The 17,496-nt window shown below is 31.8% G+C and carries 15 protein-coding genes; all 15 read left to right on the top strand.

The features are described from left to right. Window positions 1-38 precede the first annotated feature (38 nt). Complete coding sequence (locus tag J7M77_RS09800; RefSeq protein ID WP_296877990.1) at window positions 39-956, top strand: PTS system mannose/fructose/sorbose family transporter subunit IID; 918 nt, start codon at window positions 39-41, stop codon at window positions 954-956. A gap of 27 nt (window positions 957-983) precedes the next feature. After that, window positions 984-1,364 (top strand): DUF956 family protein, encoded by a 381-nt coding sequence (locus J7M77_RS09795; protein ID WP_296877988.1) that lies wholly within the window; start codon window positions 984-986, stop codon window positions 1,362-1,364. A gap of 455 nt (window positions 1,365-1,819) precedes the next feature. After that, window positions 1,820-4,831, top strand: a complete 3,012-nt coding sequence (locus tag J7M77_RS09790; RefSeq protein WP_296877986.1) for a SpaA isopeptide-forming pilin-related protein — start codon at window positions 1,820-1,822, stop codon at window positions 4,829-4,831. A gap of 155 nt (window positions 4,832-4,986) precedes the next feature. Further along, window positions 4,987-5,244, top strand: coding sequence for a hypothetical protein (locus J7M77_RS09785; RefSeq protein WP_296877984.1), 258 nt, complete (start codon window positions 4,987-4,989; stop codon window positions 5,242-5,244). Window positions 5,245-5,257: 13 nt separating this feature from the next. Further along, window positions 5,258-6,109: a DegV family protein gene (locus J7M77_RS09780; protein ID WP_296877982.1), complete on the top strand. Its 852-nt coding sequence runs from the start codon at window positions 5,258-5,260 to the stop codon at window positions 6,107-6,109. 54 nt (window positions 6,110-6,163) lie between these two features. Beyond that, the gene (locus J7M77_RS09775) at window positions 6,164-7,138 is read left to right on the top strand and encodes a dipeptidase (RefSeq protein WP_296877980.1); all 975 of its coding nucleotides are present in this window, start codon (window positions 6,164-6,166) and stop codon (window positions 7,136-7,138) included. Between the two features lie 285 nt (window positions 7,139-7,423). Continuing rightward, window positions 7,424-8,239, top strand: coding sequence for a MurR/RpiR family transcriptional regulator (locus J7M77_RS09770; protein ID WP_296877978.1), 816 nt, complete (start codon window positions 7,424-7,426; stop codon window positions 8,237-8,239). Between the two features lie 36 nt (window positions 8,240-8,275). Then, window positions 8,276-9,118, top strand: coding sequence for a fumarate hydratase (locus J7M77_RS09765; protein WP_296877976.1), 843 nt, complete (start codon window positions 8,276-8,278; stop codon window positions 9,116-9,118). Continuing rightward, on the top strand, window positions 9,115-9,690 hold the full coding sequence (locus tag J7M77_RS09760) for a Fe-S-containing hydro-lyase (RefSeq protein ID WP_296877974.1): 576 nt from the start codon (window positions 9,115-9,117) through the stop codon (window positions 9,688-9,690). The genes J7M77_RS09765 and J7M77_RS09760 overlap by 4 nt, the downstream gene beginning before the upstream one ends. Next, window positions 9,683-10,930 carry a M15 family metallopeptidase gene (locus J7M77_RS09755; protein WP_296877972.1) on the top strand — a complete coding sequence of 416 codons (1,248 nt, stop codon included), beginning with the start codon at window positions 9,683-9,685 and terminating at the stop codon, window positions 10,928-10,930. The genes J7M77_RS09760 and J7M77_RS09755 overlap by 8 nt, the downstream gene beginning before the upstream one ends. Window positions 10,931-10,970: 40 nt before the next feature. Beyond that, window positions 10,971-12,599: a B12-binding domain-containing radical SAM protein gene (locus tag J7M77_RS09750; RefSeq protein WP_296877970.1), complete on the top strand. Its 1,629-nt coding sequence runs from the start codon at window positions 10,971-10,973 to the stop codon at window positions 12,597-12,599. A gap of 118 nt (window positions 12,600-12,717) precedes the next feature. Continuing rightward, window positions 12,718-14,157 (top strand): 6-phospho-beta-glucosidase, encoded by a 1,440-nt coding sequence (locus tag J7M77_RS09745; protein WP_296877968.1) that lies wholly within the window; start codon window positions 12,718-12,720, stop codon window positions 14,155-14,157. Between the two features lie 183 nt (window positions 14,158-14,340). Further along, window positions 14,341-16,590: an anaerobic ribonucleoside triphosphate reductase gene (locus J7M77_RS09740; RefSeq protein WP_296877966.1), complete on the top strand. Its 2,250-nt coding sequence runs from the start codon at window positions 14,341-14,343 to the stop codon at window positions 16,588-16,590. Beyond that, window positions 16,590-17,120 carry an anaerobic ribonucleoside-triphosphate reductase activating protein gene (gene nrdG / locus J7M77_RS09735; protein ID WP_296877964.1) on the top strand — a complete coding sequence of 177 codons (531 nt, stop codon included), beginning with the start codon at window positions 16,590-16,592 and terminating at the stop codon, window positions 17,118-17,120. Before J7M77_RS09740 ends, nrdG begins: the two co-directional genes overlap by 1 nt. Continuing rightward, window positions 17,101-17,409 carry a hypothetical protein gene (locus J7M77_RS09730; protein WP_296877962.1) on the top strand — a complete coding sequence of 103 codons (309 nt, stop codon included), beginning with the start codon at window positions 17,101-17,103 and terminating at the stop codon, window positions 17,407-17,409. The genes nrdG and J7M77_RS09730 overlap by 20 nt, the downstream gene beginning before the upstream one ends. Window positions 17,410-17,496: the final 87 nt, after the last annotated feature.

The raw sequence follows: 17,496 nt of genomic DNA, 5'->3' as shown, positions 1-17,496 counted from the left end.
TTAAATGATTATTAAAATCTTGAAGGAGGAAAAAAACAATGGCAGAAAAAATTAAATTATCAAAAAAAGATCGTTTATCAGTTGCTTGGCGTCATCAGTTCCTTCAAGGTTCTTGGAACTATGAACGTATGCAAAATGGGGGATGGTGTTATTCAATCATTCCAGCAATTAAAAGATTATATAAAAATAAAGATGATCAAGTTGCAGCATTAAAAAGACATATGGAATTCTATAATACTCATCCGTATGTATCAGCTCCAGTAATGGGGGTTACATTAGCATTAGAAGAAGAACGGGCTAATGGTGCTGAAATTAACGATCAGGCAATCCAAGGGGTTAAAGTTGGTATGATGGGACCTCTTGCCGGAGTTGGAGATCCAGTATTCTGGTTTACTCTTCGTCCAATTTTAGGAGCTTTAGGTGCTTCACTAGCATTAAGTGGTAATATTGTAGGACCTTTATTATTCTTCTTTGCATGGAATATTATTCGTCTTGCTTTCTTATGGTATACTCAAGAATTTGGATACAAAGTAGGAACTTCAATTGCTCAGGACTTATCTGGTGGTTTACTTGGAAAAGTTACTCAAGGAGCTTCAATTCTAGGTATGTTTATCATCGGATCATTGGTACAACGTTGGGTAAGTATTACTTTTACACCAATTGTATCAACTGTTACTCAATCTGAAGGTGCTTTCATTGATTGGGATAAAGTTAAATCTGGTGCTGAAGGAATCAAATATGCTTTAGAACAATACAGTACTTTAGGTGCTGATGGTTTAAATGTTGAAAAAGTTACAACTTTACAACAAAACTTAGACCAATTAATTCCAGGGTTATCAGCTTTATTATTAACATTACTTTGCTGCTGGTTATTAAAGAAAAAAGTTTCACCAATCGTAATCATCGTAGCATTATTCATTGTTGGTATCTTAGCTCGTTTAGCTCGTATTATGTAAAAAAACTTAGGTAAAGGAGGAAATACAGTGGTACAGTCTTTAAATACAAAAGTCGATCTAACCATCCCAGCTACTTCATATTTAGGACTAGCAGCCTATGGTAAGATCATGATTGGCGATAAGGCGCTAGAGTTTTATAATGATAAAAATATCCAGGATTATATTCAAATTCCTTGGGAAGAAGTAAATTGTGTGATGGCATCGGTGTTATTTAAAGGAAAATGGATTCCTCGCTTTGCGGTAGTGACTAAACAAAATGGTAATTTTACTTTTTCATCACGTGATAATAAAGCTTTATTAAGAGCGGTTAACAAGTATATCCCATCTGAAAATCTTGTTCGTTCATTAAGTTTTTTCCAAGTTGTTAGCCGAGGGATAAAAGCTATCTTTACTAGAAAAAAGAAGTAGTTGCTTGATTGCTTGATGATGAAGTTAATTAGAAATCCAAGATTATTTGGATTTCTTTTTATTTTCGCAAATTTTTCTCAAATATGTCTTAAATTAGTATCATATTTATTTACTGTTTTTGTAATTTAACTAAATAATATAATTAAATTTTATTAAAAAGATAAAAATATTGAAAAAATATTTATTTTACTTTGATCGCAATAACTTTACAAGAATGATTAGGAATGTTAGAATTAAGACATGGAAAACGAATATACTATTTTAAAAAGTACCCTGGCCGGTACTTTTTATTTTTTTATAGTTATTTGTTTTCTTTGGATAACACAATTACTTCTAATTGTTGATCGTGAATTTTTTTTAAAAGAAGTAATGGTGTAAAAGTGAGGTGAAGAAAAATGATGGCAACATAGGTAGTATCATAGCGATACTTTTTTTATTTTGAGGAGGAAAAGAAAATGATAAGATTGAAAAAGATAAGTTTAAAATTTTTAAAAATAATAATTATTTTGATGATGATGTTTTCTTGTTTGATAGGTAGTATTAATCATCTAGAAGCTGCCAGTTATACCGGACCATTTACTCGCGTTAAAGAACTAGATTATCCAGAATGGTGGGCCCGTAAATTAGGTGTAAAACAATGGAGTACCTGGATGTGTACTTTTAATGGTCAATGGTCATATTGTTTAGAGTCAAGTAAAAATAGTCCATCAGCTGGTGAAAAAACGGCCGAAGAATTAGTCAACTCTAATGAAATGGTTAGTAAATTACTCTACTATGGTTTTGGTGGGCCAGCGGCTTTACCAGGTGAATTAGATGGCACTGGTAATGGTCTGTTTGATGATGGTCTTAGTACACCAGAAACGCATTATTTATATACCCATGTACTTTTATCAATTGCTTATAGCGGTGATTTAATGGGTGTTGATTTAGATGGATTAGAGTCGTTAGGAATTGGTCTAAAAGGATTATATAACTATATTGCTAGTCTACCAGCACCACAAGATCCTAGTTTAAGTGATAATTTTACGGCTTATTTTGATCCTGATATCCGGATGCAAAAAACTAATACGGTTACTTTTAATGCGACAGAAAATGCAACGATCAATGTTACTTTACAAGATGGCGTAACTTTGCATAATATTTCAACTGGAAAATCAGGTAATGGGGTTGTCAGTGTTAGTGGCGGTCAAAGCTTTTATTTGATAGCACCAATGAATGTATTTGAAGATTATACAAGTGGCAATATTGCGGGAAATAACTGTACTCGTTTTGTTCCTTTGGCTATTTACGGCAGTGGAAATACGCAAAGTCATGGCAGTTATACTTATGATATCGCAAATCTTACTTATAGTGTTAATTGGATTGATAGTGGTCGTTTAGAATTAACGAAAACTAATTTGAATCAAGATTTGATTGATGGTGCTATTTTTAAGTTAAAAGCAACTAGCTTCGATGGCTACGAACAGGAAATTAAAGTTACTGATGGTAAAATCACAGTTGAAAACTTACCGCTTGGAACGTATGAATTATCAGAAATTCAAGCACCTGAAGGCTATTTATTAAATGAAACAGTTTATAAAATTGTCATAAATGCAAATGAAACAACAACCCAAACAGTAAGCAATGATGAACCATTAGGGAAGATCACTCTAACAAAAGAAATCGATACTAGTAAAACTGCTGGCAAACTAGGAGAGGCATTTATTGAAGGTAATGAATATGGTCTATATGCCAAGGAAAAAATTACTAATAAAGCTGGTACGAAAGTATATTATGATCAAGATGAATTGATTGTGGCTAAGAAAACTGATCAAGACGGAAAGATAACTTTTGATGATCTTCATTTAGGTGAATATTATATAAAGGAAATAAGCAGTAATGATTCATTAGTGTTAAATCAGGATATTATTAATGTTTCTTTGAAGTATGCTAATCAAAGTGTATCTAAAGTTATTGTTGATTCGAAAACTGCTAATCGAGTTAATATGCAAAAGATTCAGATTCATAAATCCGGTGAAAAAGATGGTGTTAGTGGTTTTGTCAAAGGATTGCAGGGAGCTGAGTTTACATTCAAGTTAAAAAGTGAAGTTGATCATGTTGGCTGGGATAAGGCAACAACATACGCTATTATCACTACTGATGAAAATGGAAAAGCCAATACACCATATTTACCTTATGGAAAGTATTTAGTTAAAGAAACTAAGACTCCTAAAGATTATATAACAGCACCGGATTTTACGGTTACAATAAGTGATGATTATAGTGAATATCCAGATATTGAACAAATTAAAATAATCGATATTAATAACCGTCCTTATACAACACAGCTTAAACTAATCAAACGTGATCAAGAAACAAATCAAATCGTGACTTTAAATAGTGCAACATTTAAAATCAAGGCTAAAGAAGATATCGTTTTAAATGGAAAAGTTATTTATCGTGCTGATGAAACGATTAAACAAAAAGTTGGCGGTCAAACTTATGATACTTTTACTACCAATAGTGAAAATATAGTTGTAAGTAGCGCCTATTTAAATCATAATAACGATTTAGGCAGTGTGATCTTGCCATTACAATTAGATCCAGGAAAATATTATCTTGAAGAAGTTAAAGTACCAGATGGTTTTTTAGCTTTAGATAAACAAATTGAATTTACGATTGAAAACATTCGTGATTATAGTAAAGATGAAGATGGTGATTTTATTTTAGAAATAAATGTTACTAATAGTCAGCCAAAAGGAGAATTGGAGCTTACTAAAGAAGTGGTATTAAAAGATAGTGATACTTGTTTATTAAAAATTGATGATCTATCACCAATTATTTATCAGTTAACGGCTAAAGAAGATATCATTTCACCAATTGATGGAAGTATTATTTATGCTAAAGGGGCTATTGTTGGTAAATACAATTTAAATAATGAAGGTTATTTAAAGGTTGAAGATTTACCACTAGGTCAGTATCAAATTCAAGAAATTGCTACGATCCCTGGTTTGGTTTTAGACTCTAAAAAGTATGATGTAATCTTTAGTCAAAGTGATACAACAACTAAGGTTTACAGACAACAGTTAGAACTAGAAAATTATCCAACGTTTGTCGAAATTTCTAAACAAGATGATAAAACTCATCAAGAATTATCAGGAGCAACACTAGTTATCCAAGATTTAGATGGGAATGTAATTGATGAATGGGTAACTAATGATAAACCGCATTCAATTACTGGATTAGTAGCTGGAAAAGAATATGTTTTAATTGAAAAACAAGCTCCTGAAGGTTATCACCAGGCTGATAAGATAAATTTCATCGTAGATAATACTGAAAAAGGTCAACAAATAGTTATGTATGATCAAAAAGTTACAGTTGTATCAACTGGCGATGATAGAAAAATAGAATTGTTTGGTTTGATGATGATTGTTTCATCATTATTGATTTCAGGAATTTATTTACACAAAAGATGGCTAGGAGAGTAAAATCTCCTAGTTTTTTTATATTTAATGATTATTAAGTAATTATATAAGTTGATTTTATGATATGATTAGATAAAATAAAACAGGGAAAGTTAAGAGAATATACCATGTTTAGTAAATAAATGTTATAATTTTGTTAAGATAAAGGAGGAAGAATAGTGGCTAATAAAGATCAAGCAATTAAATTAGGGCATGAGTTAGCGGCTTATCAAGAAAGTGAACAAGGGGATTTAAAGAAAGGAGTGGAAAATGAATTTGATGCTTTATGGCAAAGTATCTATGATGTTTGTTCATTAGTATATAATGATATTTTAGATGAGTTATTAACTGAAGAAGAATATCAAGAAGCACTGGCCTGGCTAAAAAAATATCAATCTTTGACCAAAGATTATCAAGATAAAGAAATCAAACTATGAAAGGAATAATAAAATGAAAAATTACTTGATTGTAACTGATACTACAAGTGCTATGAGTGGGAGTCAGGCACAAAAATACGGAATTGAATTAGTATCATTAAGTGTGATCATTGATCGTCAGGAATATAAAGATCAAATTGATATTTCAACTGATGAACTATATGAACAATTAAAAGTGGGAGCAGTACCTTCAACATCACAGCCGAATACTGGTTATCTGCAAAATTTGATGGAACAATGGAAAGAAAAAAATTATGAAGCAATCATCATTGTTACTTGCAGCAGTGATTTATCAGGAACTTGGAGCGGATTTAATTTAGTCAAAAATAATCTAGAAATGGATAATGTTTATATTTATGATAGTCGTCAAATTGGAGCACCGGTCATGGATATGGCTATTAGCGCTAAAGTTATGGCTGATCAAGGCGCTAGTGTTGAAGAAATTATGGCGATGTTGAAACATAAGACTGATAATTGTTTTTCGTTTTTAGCGCCAATGAATTTTAAACAGCTAGCGCGTTCAGGCCGTTTATCACCAGTAGCGGCAAAAATGGCAACGATCTTAAAAATCAAAGCGCTGTTATATTTAAAAGAAGATGGCAGCTGTGTTGATAAATATGGTATGAGCCGGACGGAAACTAAAATTGTTAAGTTAGTTATTGATAAATTTAAAGAAGCGGGAGTTAACTTAAAAGAACATCGTATTTATATATGCCATGGTGATAATTTAGAAGGTGCTAAAAAAGCTAAAAAAATCATTCAGGATGTTTTTGGTGAAATTGAAGTATTAGTAAGTAAATTACCGGCTGTTTTAACTTGTCATGGTGGACTAGGCTGCATTTCGGTTCACTATATTATAAAATAAAAAAAGGATAATAAAAATAACGATACATAGAATGGTAGTAAGGAAGTGATAACGATGAAAGTTGTTGATATGCATTGTGATACAATTTTGCGAATTTACGACGAAGGGGGCGCATTAAAAGAAAATAAATTTAATATTGATTTAAATAAAATGGTTAAAGGGGATTATTTGTTACAGAATTTTGCCATGTTCGTTGATTTAAATGATCAATTAGATCCGTTAGTCAAAGCCCAGCGTTTAATTGATTTGTATTATCGAGAATTAGATAAAAATCAAGATATGATAAAACCAGTCTATTGTTACCAGGATATTATTGATAATCAAAATGAAGGTAAAATGTCGGCGTTGTTGACATTGGAAGAGGGTGCGGTCGTAAAAAATGATCTAGCAATCTTACGCAATTACTATCGTCTTGGAGTTAGGATGATCACTTTGACCTGGAATTATCCAAATGGAATTGGTTTTCCTAATATGACTAGCGGTGAAGGGTTTGCCCGATTGAAAAGCATCAATGACCAGGATGGTTTAACTGAATTTGGAATAGCCTATGTCCAGGAAATGGAACGTTTAGGGATGATCATTGATGTTTCTCATTTAGGGGATGCCGGTTTTTATGATGTATTAAAATATACTACTAAACCATTTGTAGCTTCTCACAGTAATGCGCGAACTATTTGTAATGTAGCCCGTAATTTAACTGACGATATGATCAAAGCCTTAGCTAAACGTGGTGGAGTCATGGGAATTAATTTTTGTGGTGATTTTTTAAAGCCATCTACTACTGGTCATGTAAGATCGTGTGTTGAAGATATGGTTAAACATATTTTATATATTAAAGATCTTGTGGGAATTGATTATGTTGGTTTGGGAACGGATTTTGATGGAATTGATCAAAATTTAGAAATTCAGGATGCTTCGATGATGAATTTATTAGCAGAAGCTTTACAAAAAGCGGGACTTAGTAAAGCTGAAATTGAAAAAGTTTTTTATGGTAATGTTTTACGCGTTTATCGTCAAATTTTAAGATAGTAAAATGACAAGTGCTTAACACTTGCCATTTTTTTATTAGTTATCAGGGAAAGGATACTAATAATATATGATATCAGGGAAGGATATCGTTATATTTTGTAGTCGTTATATTGAAGGGAAAATCGAATATCTTTTGACTACGATTATTATATTAGGATAAAAGGTTGGTAAAAATGTAAAGCAATTATCGAAAATTATGTGAAATTAATTTTTTTAGGTATTGCCACGACTATTTTAAATTAGCGAAATTTAGTGTATAATACACGTAAGTGGAGGAAGAGCATAATGAAAAGTTTGTTTTATCGTTTGATTATCTTTTTAGATACAGCTAATGAAGCAGATACCAACTATAATATTGCCTGGTATATGGCTCATAATTTTTCTAAAGTAGCGAAAATGGGAATTAGTCAGCTAGCTAAAGAATGTTATGTTTCCCCTGCAACTATTTCGCGGTTTTGTCGGACCTTAGGATATGAAAACTATGCTCATTTAAAACAAGAGTGTTCTTTATTTGCATCAGACAGTAAAAAGTTTAATAACTTGATCAATGTTCCTTTAAATGTCATGAAAGATAATCCGCAATCATGTACTGAATATTATAGTAAACAAGTTTGCGATGCCGTAAGCAAATTACCGGAGTATTTAGATTGGGATATTATTGATAAAGTGTTAGCATTGATTCATGATAGTGATTCGGTAGCTTTTTTTGGAACGCAGTTTTCACATTCGGCAGCTTTACATTTTCAAACAGATTTATTGATGTTGGAAAAGTTTACGATGGCGTATATGGAAACTGAACGGCAAATTGACTGTGCCCGTTCGTTAGATCAAAATAGTGTAGCGATTATTATGACCGTAAATGGTTTTTATTTGAAAAATAGTAGTAAAATAATGCAGTATTTACGCAAATCAAAATGTAAAGTTGTTTTAATAACTAATAATCCAGGTCTTGATATTAACATCAATATTGACTATACTATCGTATTAGGTGAAAGCAAACAGCGTAAAACTGGTAAGCATACTTTACTTACGACCGTTGAGTTGATGTCACTTAGATATTATTCATTATATTATCCTAATATTCAGGAAAATATTATTTAAAAAGGTTAGATGCCTTTTTTTGTGAGAGGAATCAAAATGCGAGAAATTAAATGTGAAGATATTATAAAAACAGTTAAAAAATTATGCATTGAAGCAGCTTGTAATTTACCTGAAGATGTCTTTAATGCCCTTAAAAATAAAGAGGCTAAAGAGCCCTATCCTTTAGCTAAAAAAACATTGGATGTCTTAATTGAAAATGCTGCTTTAGCTAAAGCAAAACAAATGCCAATTTGTCAAGATACCGGTATGGCGTTTATTTATGTAACTATAGGTCAAGAAGTACATGTCGATGGAAATTTAAAAGAAGCAATCAATGAAGGGGTTCGTTTAGGATATCAGGAAGGTTATTTACGTAAATCAGTTGTTGATGATCCGTTATTTGAACGAATCAATACTAAAGATAACACCCCAGCAATCATCTATTTTGATATTGTTCCTGGCGATATTTTTAAAATTGTTGTTGCTCCTAAAGGCTTTGGTTCAGAAAATATGTCTCAGGTAAAAATGTTAAAACCAAGTGATGGAGTGGATGGAATCAAAGATTTTGTTTTAAAAGTAGTCAATGATGCCGGACCTAATGCCTGTCCCCCAATGGTAATTGGGGTAGGAATCGGGGGTTCGTTTGATAAAGTGACGATGCTAGCAAAACAGGCCATGTTACGTCCAATTGGTAGCCATCATCAAGATAGCCGTTATGCTAAGCTGGAAACAGAGTTATTAGAGATGGTTAATGAAACGGGAATTGGACCAGCTGGTTATGGTGGTAAAACAACAGCATTATCATTGAATATTGAAACTTATCCTACTCATATTGCAGGAATGCCAGTTGCTGTAAGTATTTGTTGTCATGTATCTAGACATAAGGAGGCAAGTTTATGATTAAACTAACAACACCTTTGACAAAAGAAAAAATTAAACAATTACACTCAGGGGATGAAGTTTTATTGAGCGGAGTCATTTATACTGGTCGCGATGCTGGGCATAAACGCTTAATGGCTTTATTAAATGAAAATAAAGAATTACCATTTCCTTTAAAAGATCAAGTGATCTTTTATGTCGGGCCAACTCCTAGTAAACCAGGAATGGTTTTTGGCAGTGGCGGGCCAACGACATCAGGGCGAATGGATGCGTATGCCCCTCGTTTAATTAAAGAAGGATTACGTTCGATGATTGGTAAAGGATATCGTAACCAGGCGGTCAAAGATGCTATCGTAAAACATGGTGGTGTTTATTTTGGAGCTATTGGTGGTGCTGGAGCGATGATGTCTAGCTGTATCAAAGAATGTGAAGTGATTGCTTTTGAAGATTTAGGACCAGAAGCAATTCGTCGTTTAGTCGTTGATGAGATGCCTTTGGTAGTAGTTATTGATAGTGCTGGTAATGATTTATATGCAAGTGGTCGACAAAATTATTTGGATTTGGTAAATAAAGGAGCAAAAAAGGATGTTTAAAAAAAGAAGAGATTATGGATATTATAGTAGCTATGGGACTAGTTCTAGACGCCGTTTACGAGTTGGTCGCGTAGCTATCATTGGTGTGATTATTGCGGTTTTAATTATTGCAGCTGTTATTGTTTTAAATCTAACTAGAATTCAGTTAATGTTTAAAGGATATTCGTTTTCTCAGGCTAGTGAGATCTTAACACTTAATAGCGATGAAGAAAATGAAATCCTAAGTCATGATAAAATGGATCATATTGTTGAATGGATCGATAATTCTGATCATGTTGAATGGTATGATGAGTATGAAAGATATTTAGCTTTAAATAAAAAAATGGATTATGATGATGTAATTACTTACATTGATAATCTATATGAAAACCAAGTTGATAGTTTAAAAGATCTTTCATATAGTGAAAAAGAAATTTGGAATTTGGTTGAAGATGGCGCTAGTGAAGATGATTTTCAATATTTAATTGATAATGAATATAGCTATGATGATCTTAAACCTTATCGTAAGGTTGCCGGTTATCAAATTCAAAAATTAAAAGAATATATTAGTGCTTATGCAACTTATAAAGATTATAATTATGCTGTTGGTATCACTAATTATCCATTTATCATTTCAAGTAATGGGGAACCTAAAGATGAATATACAATTACAAACCCTAAAGAATTATTAACATTGGTTAAGAAAGGTTTCTATTTGCCAAATAATTATGAACCGGATTTAGTAGATTGTAAGATTCCAGTAGCACCAGATTGTGAAAATTCAAAGATGACAGAAAAAACAGCTAATGCTTTAAAAGAAATGTATGATGCTGCTAAAAAAGAAGGACTTGAATTAGTTTTAAATAGTGCTTATCGTTCTTATGAAACTCAAGTAGCTATTTATAATGATTTTGAAACTCGTTATGGTGGTCAATATGCCGCTGAATATGTTGCAAAACCTGGTGCTAGTGAACATCAAACAGGATTAGGAATTGATTTAACTTCACAAAGTGTTGTTGATGGTCAAAGAATTACTTTTGGGGATACTGATGAATATAAATGGGTTGTTGAAAACTGCGAAAAATATGGATTTATCATCCGCTTTGAAAGTGGACGTGATAATATTACCGGAATTGCCCATGAACCATGGCATTTACGTTATGTCGGTAAAGACGTTGCCAAAGAAATAGTTAAAAATAATTGGACTTTTGAAGAATATTGTCTATATAAAAATGTTATGCCAGAAATAGAGGAAAAATAATCTAGGGTATTCCCTAGATTATTTTAATAAGAGGGAGTTTATGAAAACATTAATTACAACATTAAATTCAAAATACATTCACAAATCATTAGCGTTAAGATTGTTATATGTAGCGACTAAAGATCATCATGATGTCAGTTTTAAAGAATATACGATCAAAGATGATCTTGATCGTATTGTTCATGAATTATTAAGTCTAAAAATTGATGTGTTAGCTTTTAGTATTTATATTTGGAACGTTGAATTGATCAAAGAAATAATTGCCAAGATAAAAAAAGAACGTCCAGAATTGATTATTGTAATTGGTGGACCAGAGGTTAGCTATGAAATCGATTATTTTTTAGATAATTTTGAAATTGATTATTTAATTAGTGGTGAAGGTGAAGTAGCTTTTAAACAGTTGCTTGATTGTCTTGAAGCTAAACAAATGGTTAAGATTCAAGGAATCTCGACTAAAGATGATCGTGATTATCGCCAGACTAAGCCAGTTGATCTTAGTTATCTGGAAACTTTAGATTCACCATATTTATTAGAATGCGATCTAAAAGATATGGCTAATCGGATTTTGTATTTTGAAACTAGTCGCGGCTGTCCGTATCGCTGTCAATATTGTTTATCGTCTTTAGAAAAAGGATTACGTTTTTTTAGTTTAGATTATTTAAAAAAGCAGTTGAAAATGATCATTGATAGTGGTGTAAAAACGGTTAAGTTATTAGATCGTAGTTTCAATGCTAAAACTAGTCATGCTTTAGCTATCCTAGAATTTATTTTTAAAAACTATCGGCCTGGAATTCAGTTTCAGTTTGAAATTAATGGTGATGTTTTAGATCAAAAGATCATTGATTATATTAATGAATTTGCTCCTGATGGTTTATTACGCTTTGAAATTGGGATTCAGTCAACTTATGAACCAACTAATGAAATTGTCAAGCGTTATCAGGATTTTAATCGTTTAAGCGAGGTAATTAGACAGTTACAAACAAATCATAAAATTGATTTTCATTTAGATTTAATTGCTGGGTTACCGCTAGAAAATTTAGAACGTTTTGCTAAATCATTTGATGATGTATTTGCTTTTTATCCTAAAGAATTACAACTTGGTTTTTTAAAGTTGCTTAGAGGAACAAGTTTAAGAAATGAAGCTAATCAGTATGGTTATGTTTATGATGATAGACCGCCGTATGAATTAATTGAAAGCAATGATTTATCTAAAGATGATATCAAACAAATTCATTTAGTTGAAGAAATGCTGGAGAAGTTTTGGAATAGTGGCAAAATGCCACTTACATTAAAAAAAGTAATTAGTGAGGTAGAATCACCATTTTATTTCTTTTTAGATCTTGGTAATTATTATTTAAAACATCAGTTTAAGATGTTTAAATTCCAAAATGATGAATTATTTAGTTATTTAAATCAATTTCTAAACGGAAAATATCAAGATTTATTGATTGAAGACTATTTACGCTTAGCTAAAGTTAAACCAAAACGCTGGTGGGTTTCTTCATTAGATAAAAAACAGGCTAAAGTAGTAATGCATAGTCTAGTTGAAAAGTATCATCTCGACCAGGAAGTTTTATTTCGTTATGGTTTGATTGAAAAAATTAGTACTGGTTATATAGTAGCAATTTATAAAGATTATCAAGTAACGATAAATAAGTATCAGTTATAAAATTAACTGTGAAAAAATCATGAAAAAAAAGTTTCTTTAATTTAAAAAGTCATTAAAAAAATCTCGATTTTGTTATATAATTAAAGATAACAAGATAATATAGAAAAGAGGTAACAGTATGGGATTTAGAGAAGACTTTTTATGGGGTGGAGCAGTAGCTGCTCATCAATGTGAAGGTGCCTGGCAAGAAGGCGGAAAAGGAATTAGCTGTAGTGATGTTGAAACGGCTGGTGATAATGTAACTGGAGCACCACGTCGTTTAACTGATGGGGTTATTGAAGGTGAAGATTATCCAAATCATGTTGGGGTTGATTTTTATCATCGCTATAAAGAAGATATCGCTTTAATGGCTGAAATGGGATTTAAGGCTTTTAGAACTTCAATTGCTTGGACAAGAATTTTCCCTCGTGGTGATGAAGAAAAACCTAATGAAGAAGGTTTAAAATTCTATGATGATTTATTTGATGAATGTCATAAATATGGAATTGAACCAGTAATTACTTTATCACACTTTGAATTACCATGGGCTTTAGCTAAAGAATATGGTGGTTTTAGAAATCGTGAAGCTATTGATATGTTCGTTAAATTCGCAAAAGTATGTTTTGAAAGATATCAGCATAAAGTTAAATATTGGATGACATTTAATGAAATCAATAATCAAGCTGATGTTACACAACATAATTTAATTCAAGAAGGGGCAGTATTATTAAAAGATGGTGATGATCCTGAATATCTAATGTATTTATCAGCTCATTATGAATTAGTGGCTTCAGCTTTAGCAGTAAAAGCAGCCCATGAAATTAATCCGGATTTACAAGTTGGATGTATGATTGGAATGAATGGTGTTTATCCAGCTTCACCAAATCCTGAAGATGTTATGAATGCTCTTGGAGCAATGCATCAAAAATACTGGTATGTAGAAGTACATGCTCGTGGTCATTATCCAAGCCATATGTTAAAAAAATTCGAACGCAAAGGTTATGACTTCATCACTGAAGAAGATAAAGAAATCTTAGAAAATGGTAAAGTTGATTATATTGGTTTTTCTTACTACATGTCTTTTGCCACTAAATATCAAGGACGTAATGAAAAAACATTTGATTACTCAGGAGAAGATTTCGTTAGAAATACTTACTTAAAAGCTAGTGACTGGGGATGGCAAATTGACCCATTAGGACTTCGCTGGTGTTTAAACTGGTTTAATGATCGTTTTGAACTTCCAATGATGATCGTTGAAAATGGTTTTGGAGCTTATGATAAAGTTGAAGAAGATGGTTCTATCAATGACCAATATCGAATTGATTACTTTAAAGCTCATATTGAAGCAATGCGTGATGCTGTTGATTATGATGGTGTTAATTTATTAGGATATACGATGTGGTCACCATTTGATATTGTTTCTGCTTCAACTGGTGAATATGATAAACGTTATGGATTTATTTATGTAAATTATAATAATGCTCATGAAGGTGATTTTTCTAGAAGTAGAAAGAAATCATTCTATTGGTATAAAAAAGTTATCTCTACTAATGGCGAAGATTTATCAGATGTCGAATAAAATCGACATCTTTTTTGTTGTGTTATAAACTCTGCTGTTAATTAAAAGTTTTAATGGGTTTGGTCGTTTACTTAATGGTGAAAGATTGTTTTATAATTTAAAAAGATATAGGGCAAAGAAGTATATAACATGAATTTATGTTGCAAATAAGTTATACTATAGGGTGCATGGAGGTAAATGGCAATGATTGAAAATATACGCAAAAGAGATGGTCGTCTTGTATCTTTTGAAATTGATAAAATAGCCGGAGCAATTTATAAAGCATTTGAAGCTACAGGTGGAAAATATGATTTGAAAAATGCAGTAGATATTGCGAAAATTGTCGAAATAAAATTAGAAAAGAAAAAAAGTGAGTTACCTACCGTTGAACTGGTTCAGGATACAGTTGAAGAAGTATTGATTGAAAAAGGATATGTACGGGTGGCAAAAGCTTATATTTTATATCGGGCTAATCGCACAAGAGAGAGGGATATGCGTTCACGCTTGATGAAAACATTTGAAGAAATTACTTTTGCCGATAGTAAAGATAGTGATTTAAAACGGGAAAATGCGAATGTTAATGCTGATGCACCAATGGGAACGATGTTGAAATATGGAGCTGAAGCAGCTAAACAGTTTAATGAAATGTTTGTATTAAATCCTAAACATGCTAAAGCACATATTGAAGGAGATATTCACATCCATGATATGGACTTTTTGACTTTGACAACTACTTGCTGTCAAATTGATTTAATCAAATTATTTAAAGATGGTTTTTCAACAGGGCATGGAGTTTTAAGAGAACCTAATAGTATTACTACTTATGCTGCATTAGCTTGTATTGCAATTCAGTCGAATCAAAATGATCAACATGGTGGTCAAGCTATTCCTAATTTTGATTATGGTATGGCACCAGGAATTGCTAAGTCATATTATAAACATTTTTATCAAAACTTAGAAAAAGCAATAACATTATTATGTGATCTTGATGGAAAAGAAATTGTTAAAAGAGTTAAACAGGAAATGACGCTAAAACCAGCGCTAGATATCGATTCTAATTTTAATGAACAATTAAAACAAGTTTTATTAAATAATCAAATCGATCAAGAAAGTGATCGCATTATTGGTTTTGCAACAAAAAACGCTTATCAAGAAACCGATCGGGAAGCTTATCAGGCGATGGAGGCTTTTATTCATAATTTAAATACAATGCATTCAAGAGCCGGAGCCCAGGTACCATTTAGTTCAATCAATTATGGTATGGATACGTCTAGTGAAGGACGGATGGTAATGAAAAATATTTTACTAGCAACTGAAGCAGGATTAGGACATGGTGAAACACCAATTTTCCCAATTCAAATTTTTAGAGTTAAAGAAGGCATCAATTATAATCAGGGAGAACCTAATTATGATTTATTTAAATTAGCTTGTCGAACTTCAGCTAAACGTCTATTCCCTAATTTCTCTTTTATCGATGCACCGTTTAATAAACAATATTATAAAGGAACACCGGAAACAGAAATTGCTTATATGGGGTGTCGTACTCGAGTAATGGGAAATATTTATGATCCCGGTCAAGAAATTAGTTTTGGACGTGGTAATTTAAGCTTTACTTCAATTAACTTACCAAGACTAGCAATCAAGGCTCGCGGTGATGTTAATGAGTTTTTTGATAAATTAGATCAAATGTTGGAGCTATGTATTGATCAGTTACTAGAACGTTTTGAGATTCAATGTCGCCGTAAAGTAATGAACTATCCATTTTTAATGGGACAAAAAGTGTGGCTTGATAGCGAAAAACTTAAACCTGAAGAAGAAGTACGTGAAGTTTTAAAACATGGAACCTTAACGGTTGGGTTTATTGGTTTAGCGGAAACACTAAAAGCTTTGATAGGTCATCATCATGGCGAAAGCGAAAAGGCTCAAGTATTAGGGTTACAAATTGTCGGACACATGCGAAATGCAATGGATCAGGCCAGTAAAAAATATCATTTAAACTTTAGTTTGATTGCCACACCAGCGGAAGGATTATCAGGACGGTTTGTTAAAATGGATAAAAAACTTTTTGGTGAAATCGAGGGAGTTACTGATCGTAAATATTATACTAACAGTTTCCATATTCCTGTATATTATCCAATTAGCGCTTATAAAAAAATCAAACTGGAAGGACCGTATCATGAATTAACTAATGGCGGTCATATCAGTTATATTGAAATGGATGGTGATCCAACTAAAAACATTGCTGCTTTTGAAAAAATTGTACGTGCGATGCATGATAATGGCATTGGTTATGGAGCGATTAATCATCCTGTAGATCGTGATCCATTATGTGGTTATAATGGGATAATTGATGATGTTTGTCCATTGTGTGGACGAAGTGAAAAAATGCATCATGGTCATGAACGAATTAGTCGTATTACTAATTATCTAGCTAAAAAAACAGGTGATGATTAATGAAGATTCGCTTGTTTGGAACGGCTAATGATTCAATTGTTGATGGACCAGGTTTACGTTATACGATTTTTACTCAAGGCTGTAATCATAACTGTCCAGGGTGTCATAACCCTGGCAGTCATGATTTAAATGGCGGTTATTTAGAAGATGTGGATAAAATTTTAGCTGAGATTTTTGATAATCCTATCCTTGATGGAATAACTTTATCAGGTGGTGAACCATTATTACAAACAAAACCATTAATTTATCTTTGCCAGGAAGCAAAGAAACATGATCTAAATATTGTTTTGTATAGTGGTTTTGAATATGAAGAAATTATTCAAGATCAAGATAAACTAGAATTATTGAAATTATGTGATTTATTGGTTGATGGTCGTTTTATTATGGAGAAAAAAAGCCTATCTTTATTATATCGAGGTTCTTCTAACCAGCGATTGATCAATGTCCAAGAAACATTGAAACAAAATCAAGTGATTGAATACGTTGCGGATGAATATGGTGAAATCGTTATTGGAAACATTAAGAATTAAAGAAGGTTTATTTTGTTTTTTACCCATAGTTGTATTTTGTTTTTTTAATGATTCTATTCCTGAAAAGATCATTAATCATATTGGTTTTTATCAAATTAGTTATTTAAATAAATGGGAGTTTGTTTTATTAATAACTAGCAGTGGTTTTGTTTTACATCTTGTTTATATGCTGCTTTTAAATAAGAAGCCTGATTGGATCGGAGTTAAAAAGAAAGGTCGTTATAAACCGTACTATTTTCCTATTTTAATTAATGTCGTAACATATATTTTAATAATAGTAAGCAAATAAAAGCTCAAACGAGCTTTTTTTGTTTTTTAAAGGAAGTAAAGATTATATTGAAAATTTTGATAAAATAGTTATTTTTCCATAAAATGA

Source organism: Thomasclavelia sp., from assembly GCF_017889095.1.
GTDB lineage: Bacteria > Bacillota_I > Bacilli_A > Erysipelotrichales > Coprobacillaceae > Thomasclavelia.
This window is presented reverse-complemented; position numbering and strand designations above follow the sequence as displayed.

Bases quoted from the DNA above. Each gene is read 5' to 3' on its own strand.
- J7M77_RS09800 (WP_296877990.1), top strand. From the start codon at position 39: ATGGCAGAAAAAATTAAATTATCAAAAAAAGATCGTTTATCAGTTGCT.
- J7M77_RS09790 (WP_296877986.1), top strand. From the start codon at position 1,820: ATGATAAGATTGAAAAAGATAAGTTTAAAATTTTTAAAAATAATAATT.
- J7M77_RS09780 (WP_296877982.1), top strand. From the start codon at position 5,258: ATGAAAAATTACTTGATTGTAACTGATACTACAAGTGCTATGAGTGGG.
- J7M77_RS09775 (WP_296877980.1), top strand. From the start codon at position 6,164: ATGAAAGTTGTTGATATGCATTGTGATACAATTTTGCGAATTTACGAC.
- J7M77_RS09770 (WP_296877978.1), top strand. From the start codon at position 7,424: ATGAAAAGTTTGTTTTATCGTTTGATTATCTTTTTAGATACAGCTAAT.
- J7M77_RS09765 (WP_296877976.1), top strand. From the start codon at position 8,276: ATGCGAGAAATTAAATGTGAAGATATTATAAAAACAGTTAAAAAATTA.
- J7M77_RS09760 (WP_296877974.1), top strand. From the start codon at position 9,115: ATGATTAAACTAACAACACCTTTGACAAAAGAAAAAATTAAACAATTA.
- J7M77_RS09755 (WP_296877972.1), top strand. From the start codon at position 9,683: ATGTTTAAAAAAAGAAGAGATTATGGATATTATAGTAGCTATGGGACT.
- J7M77_RS09750 (WP_296877970.1), top strand. From the start codon at position 10,971: ATGAAAACATTAATTACAACATTAAATTCAAAATACATTCACAAATCA.
- J7M77_RS09745 (WP_296877968.1), top strand. From the start codon at position 12,718: ATGGGATTTAGAGAAGACTTTTTATGGGGTGGAGCAGTAGCTGCTCAT.
- J7M77_RS09740 (WP_296877966.1), top strand. From the start codon at position 14,341: ATGATTGAAAATATACGCAAAAGAGATGGTCGTCTTGTATCTTTTGAA.
- nrdG (WP_296877964.1), top strand. From the start codon at position 16,590: ATGAAGATTCGCTTGTTTGGAACGGCTAATGATTCAATTGTTGATGGA.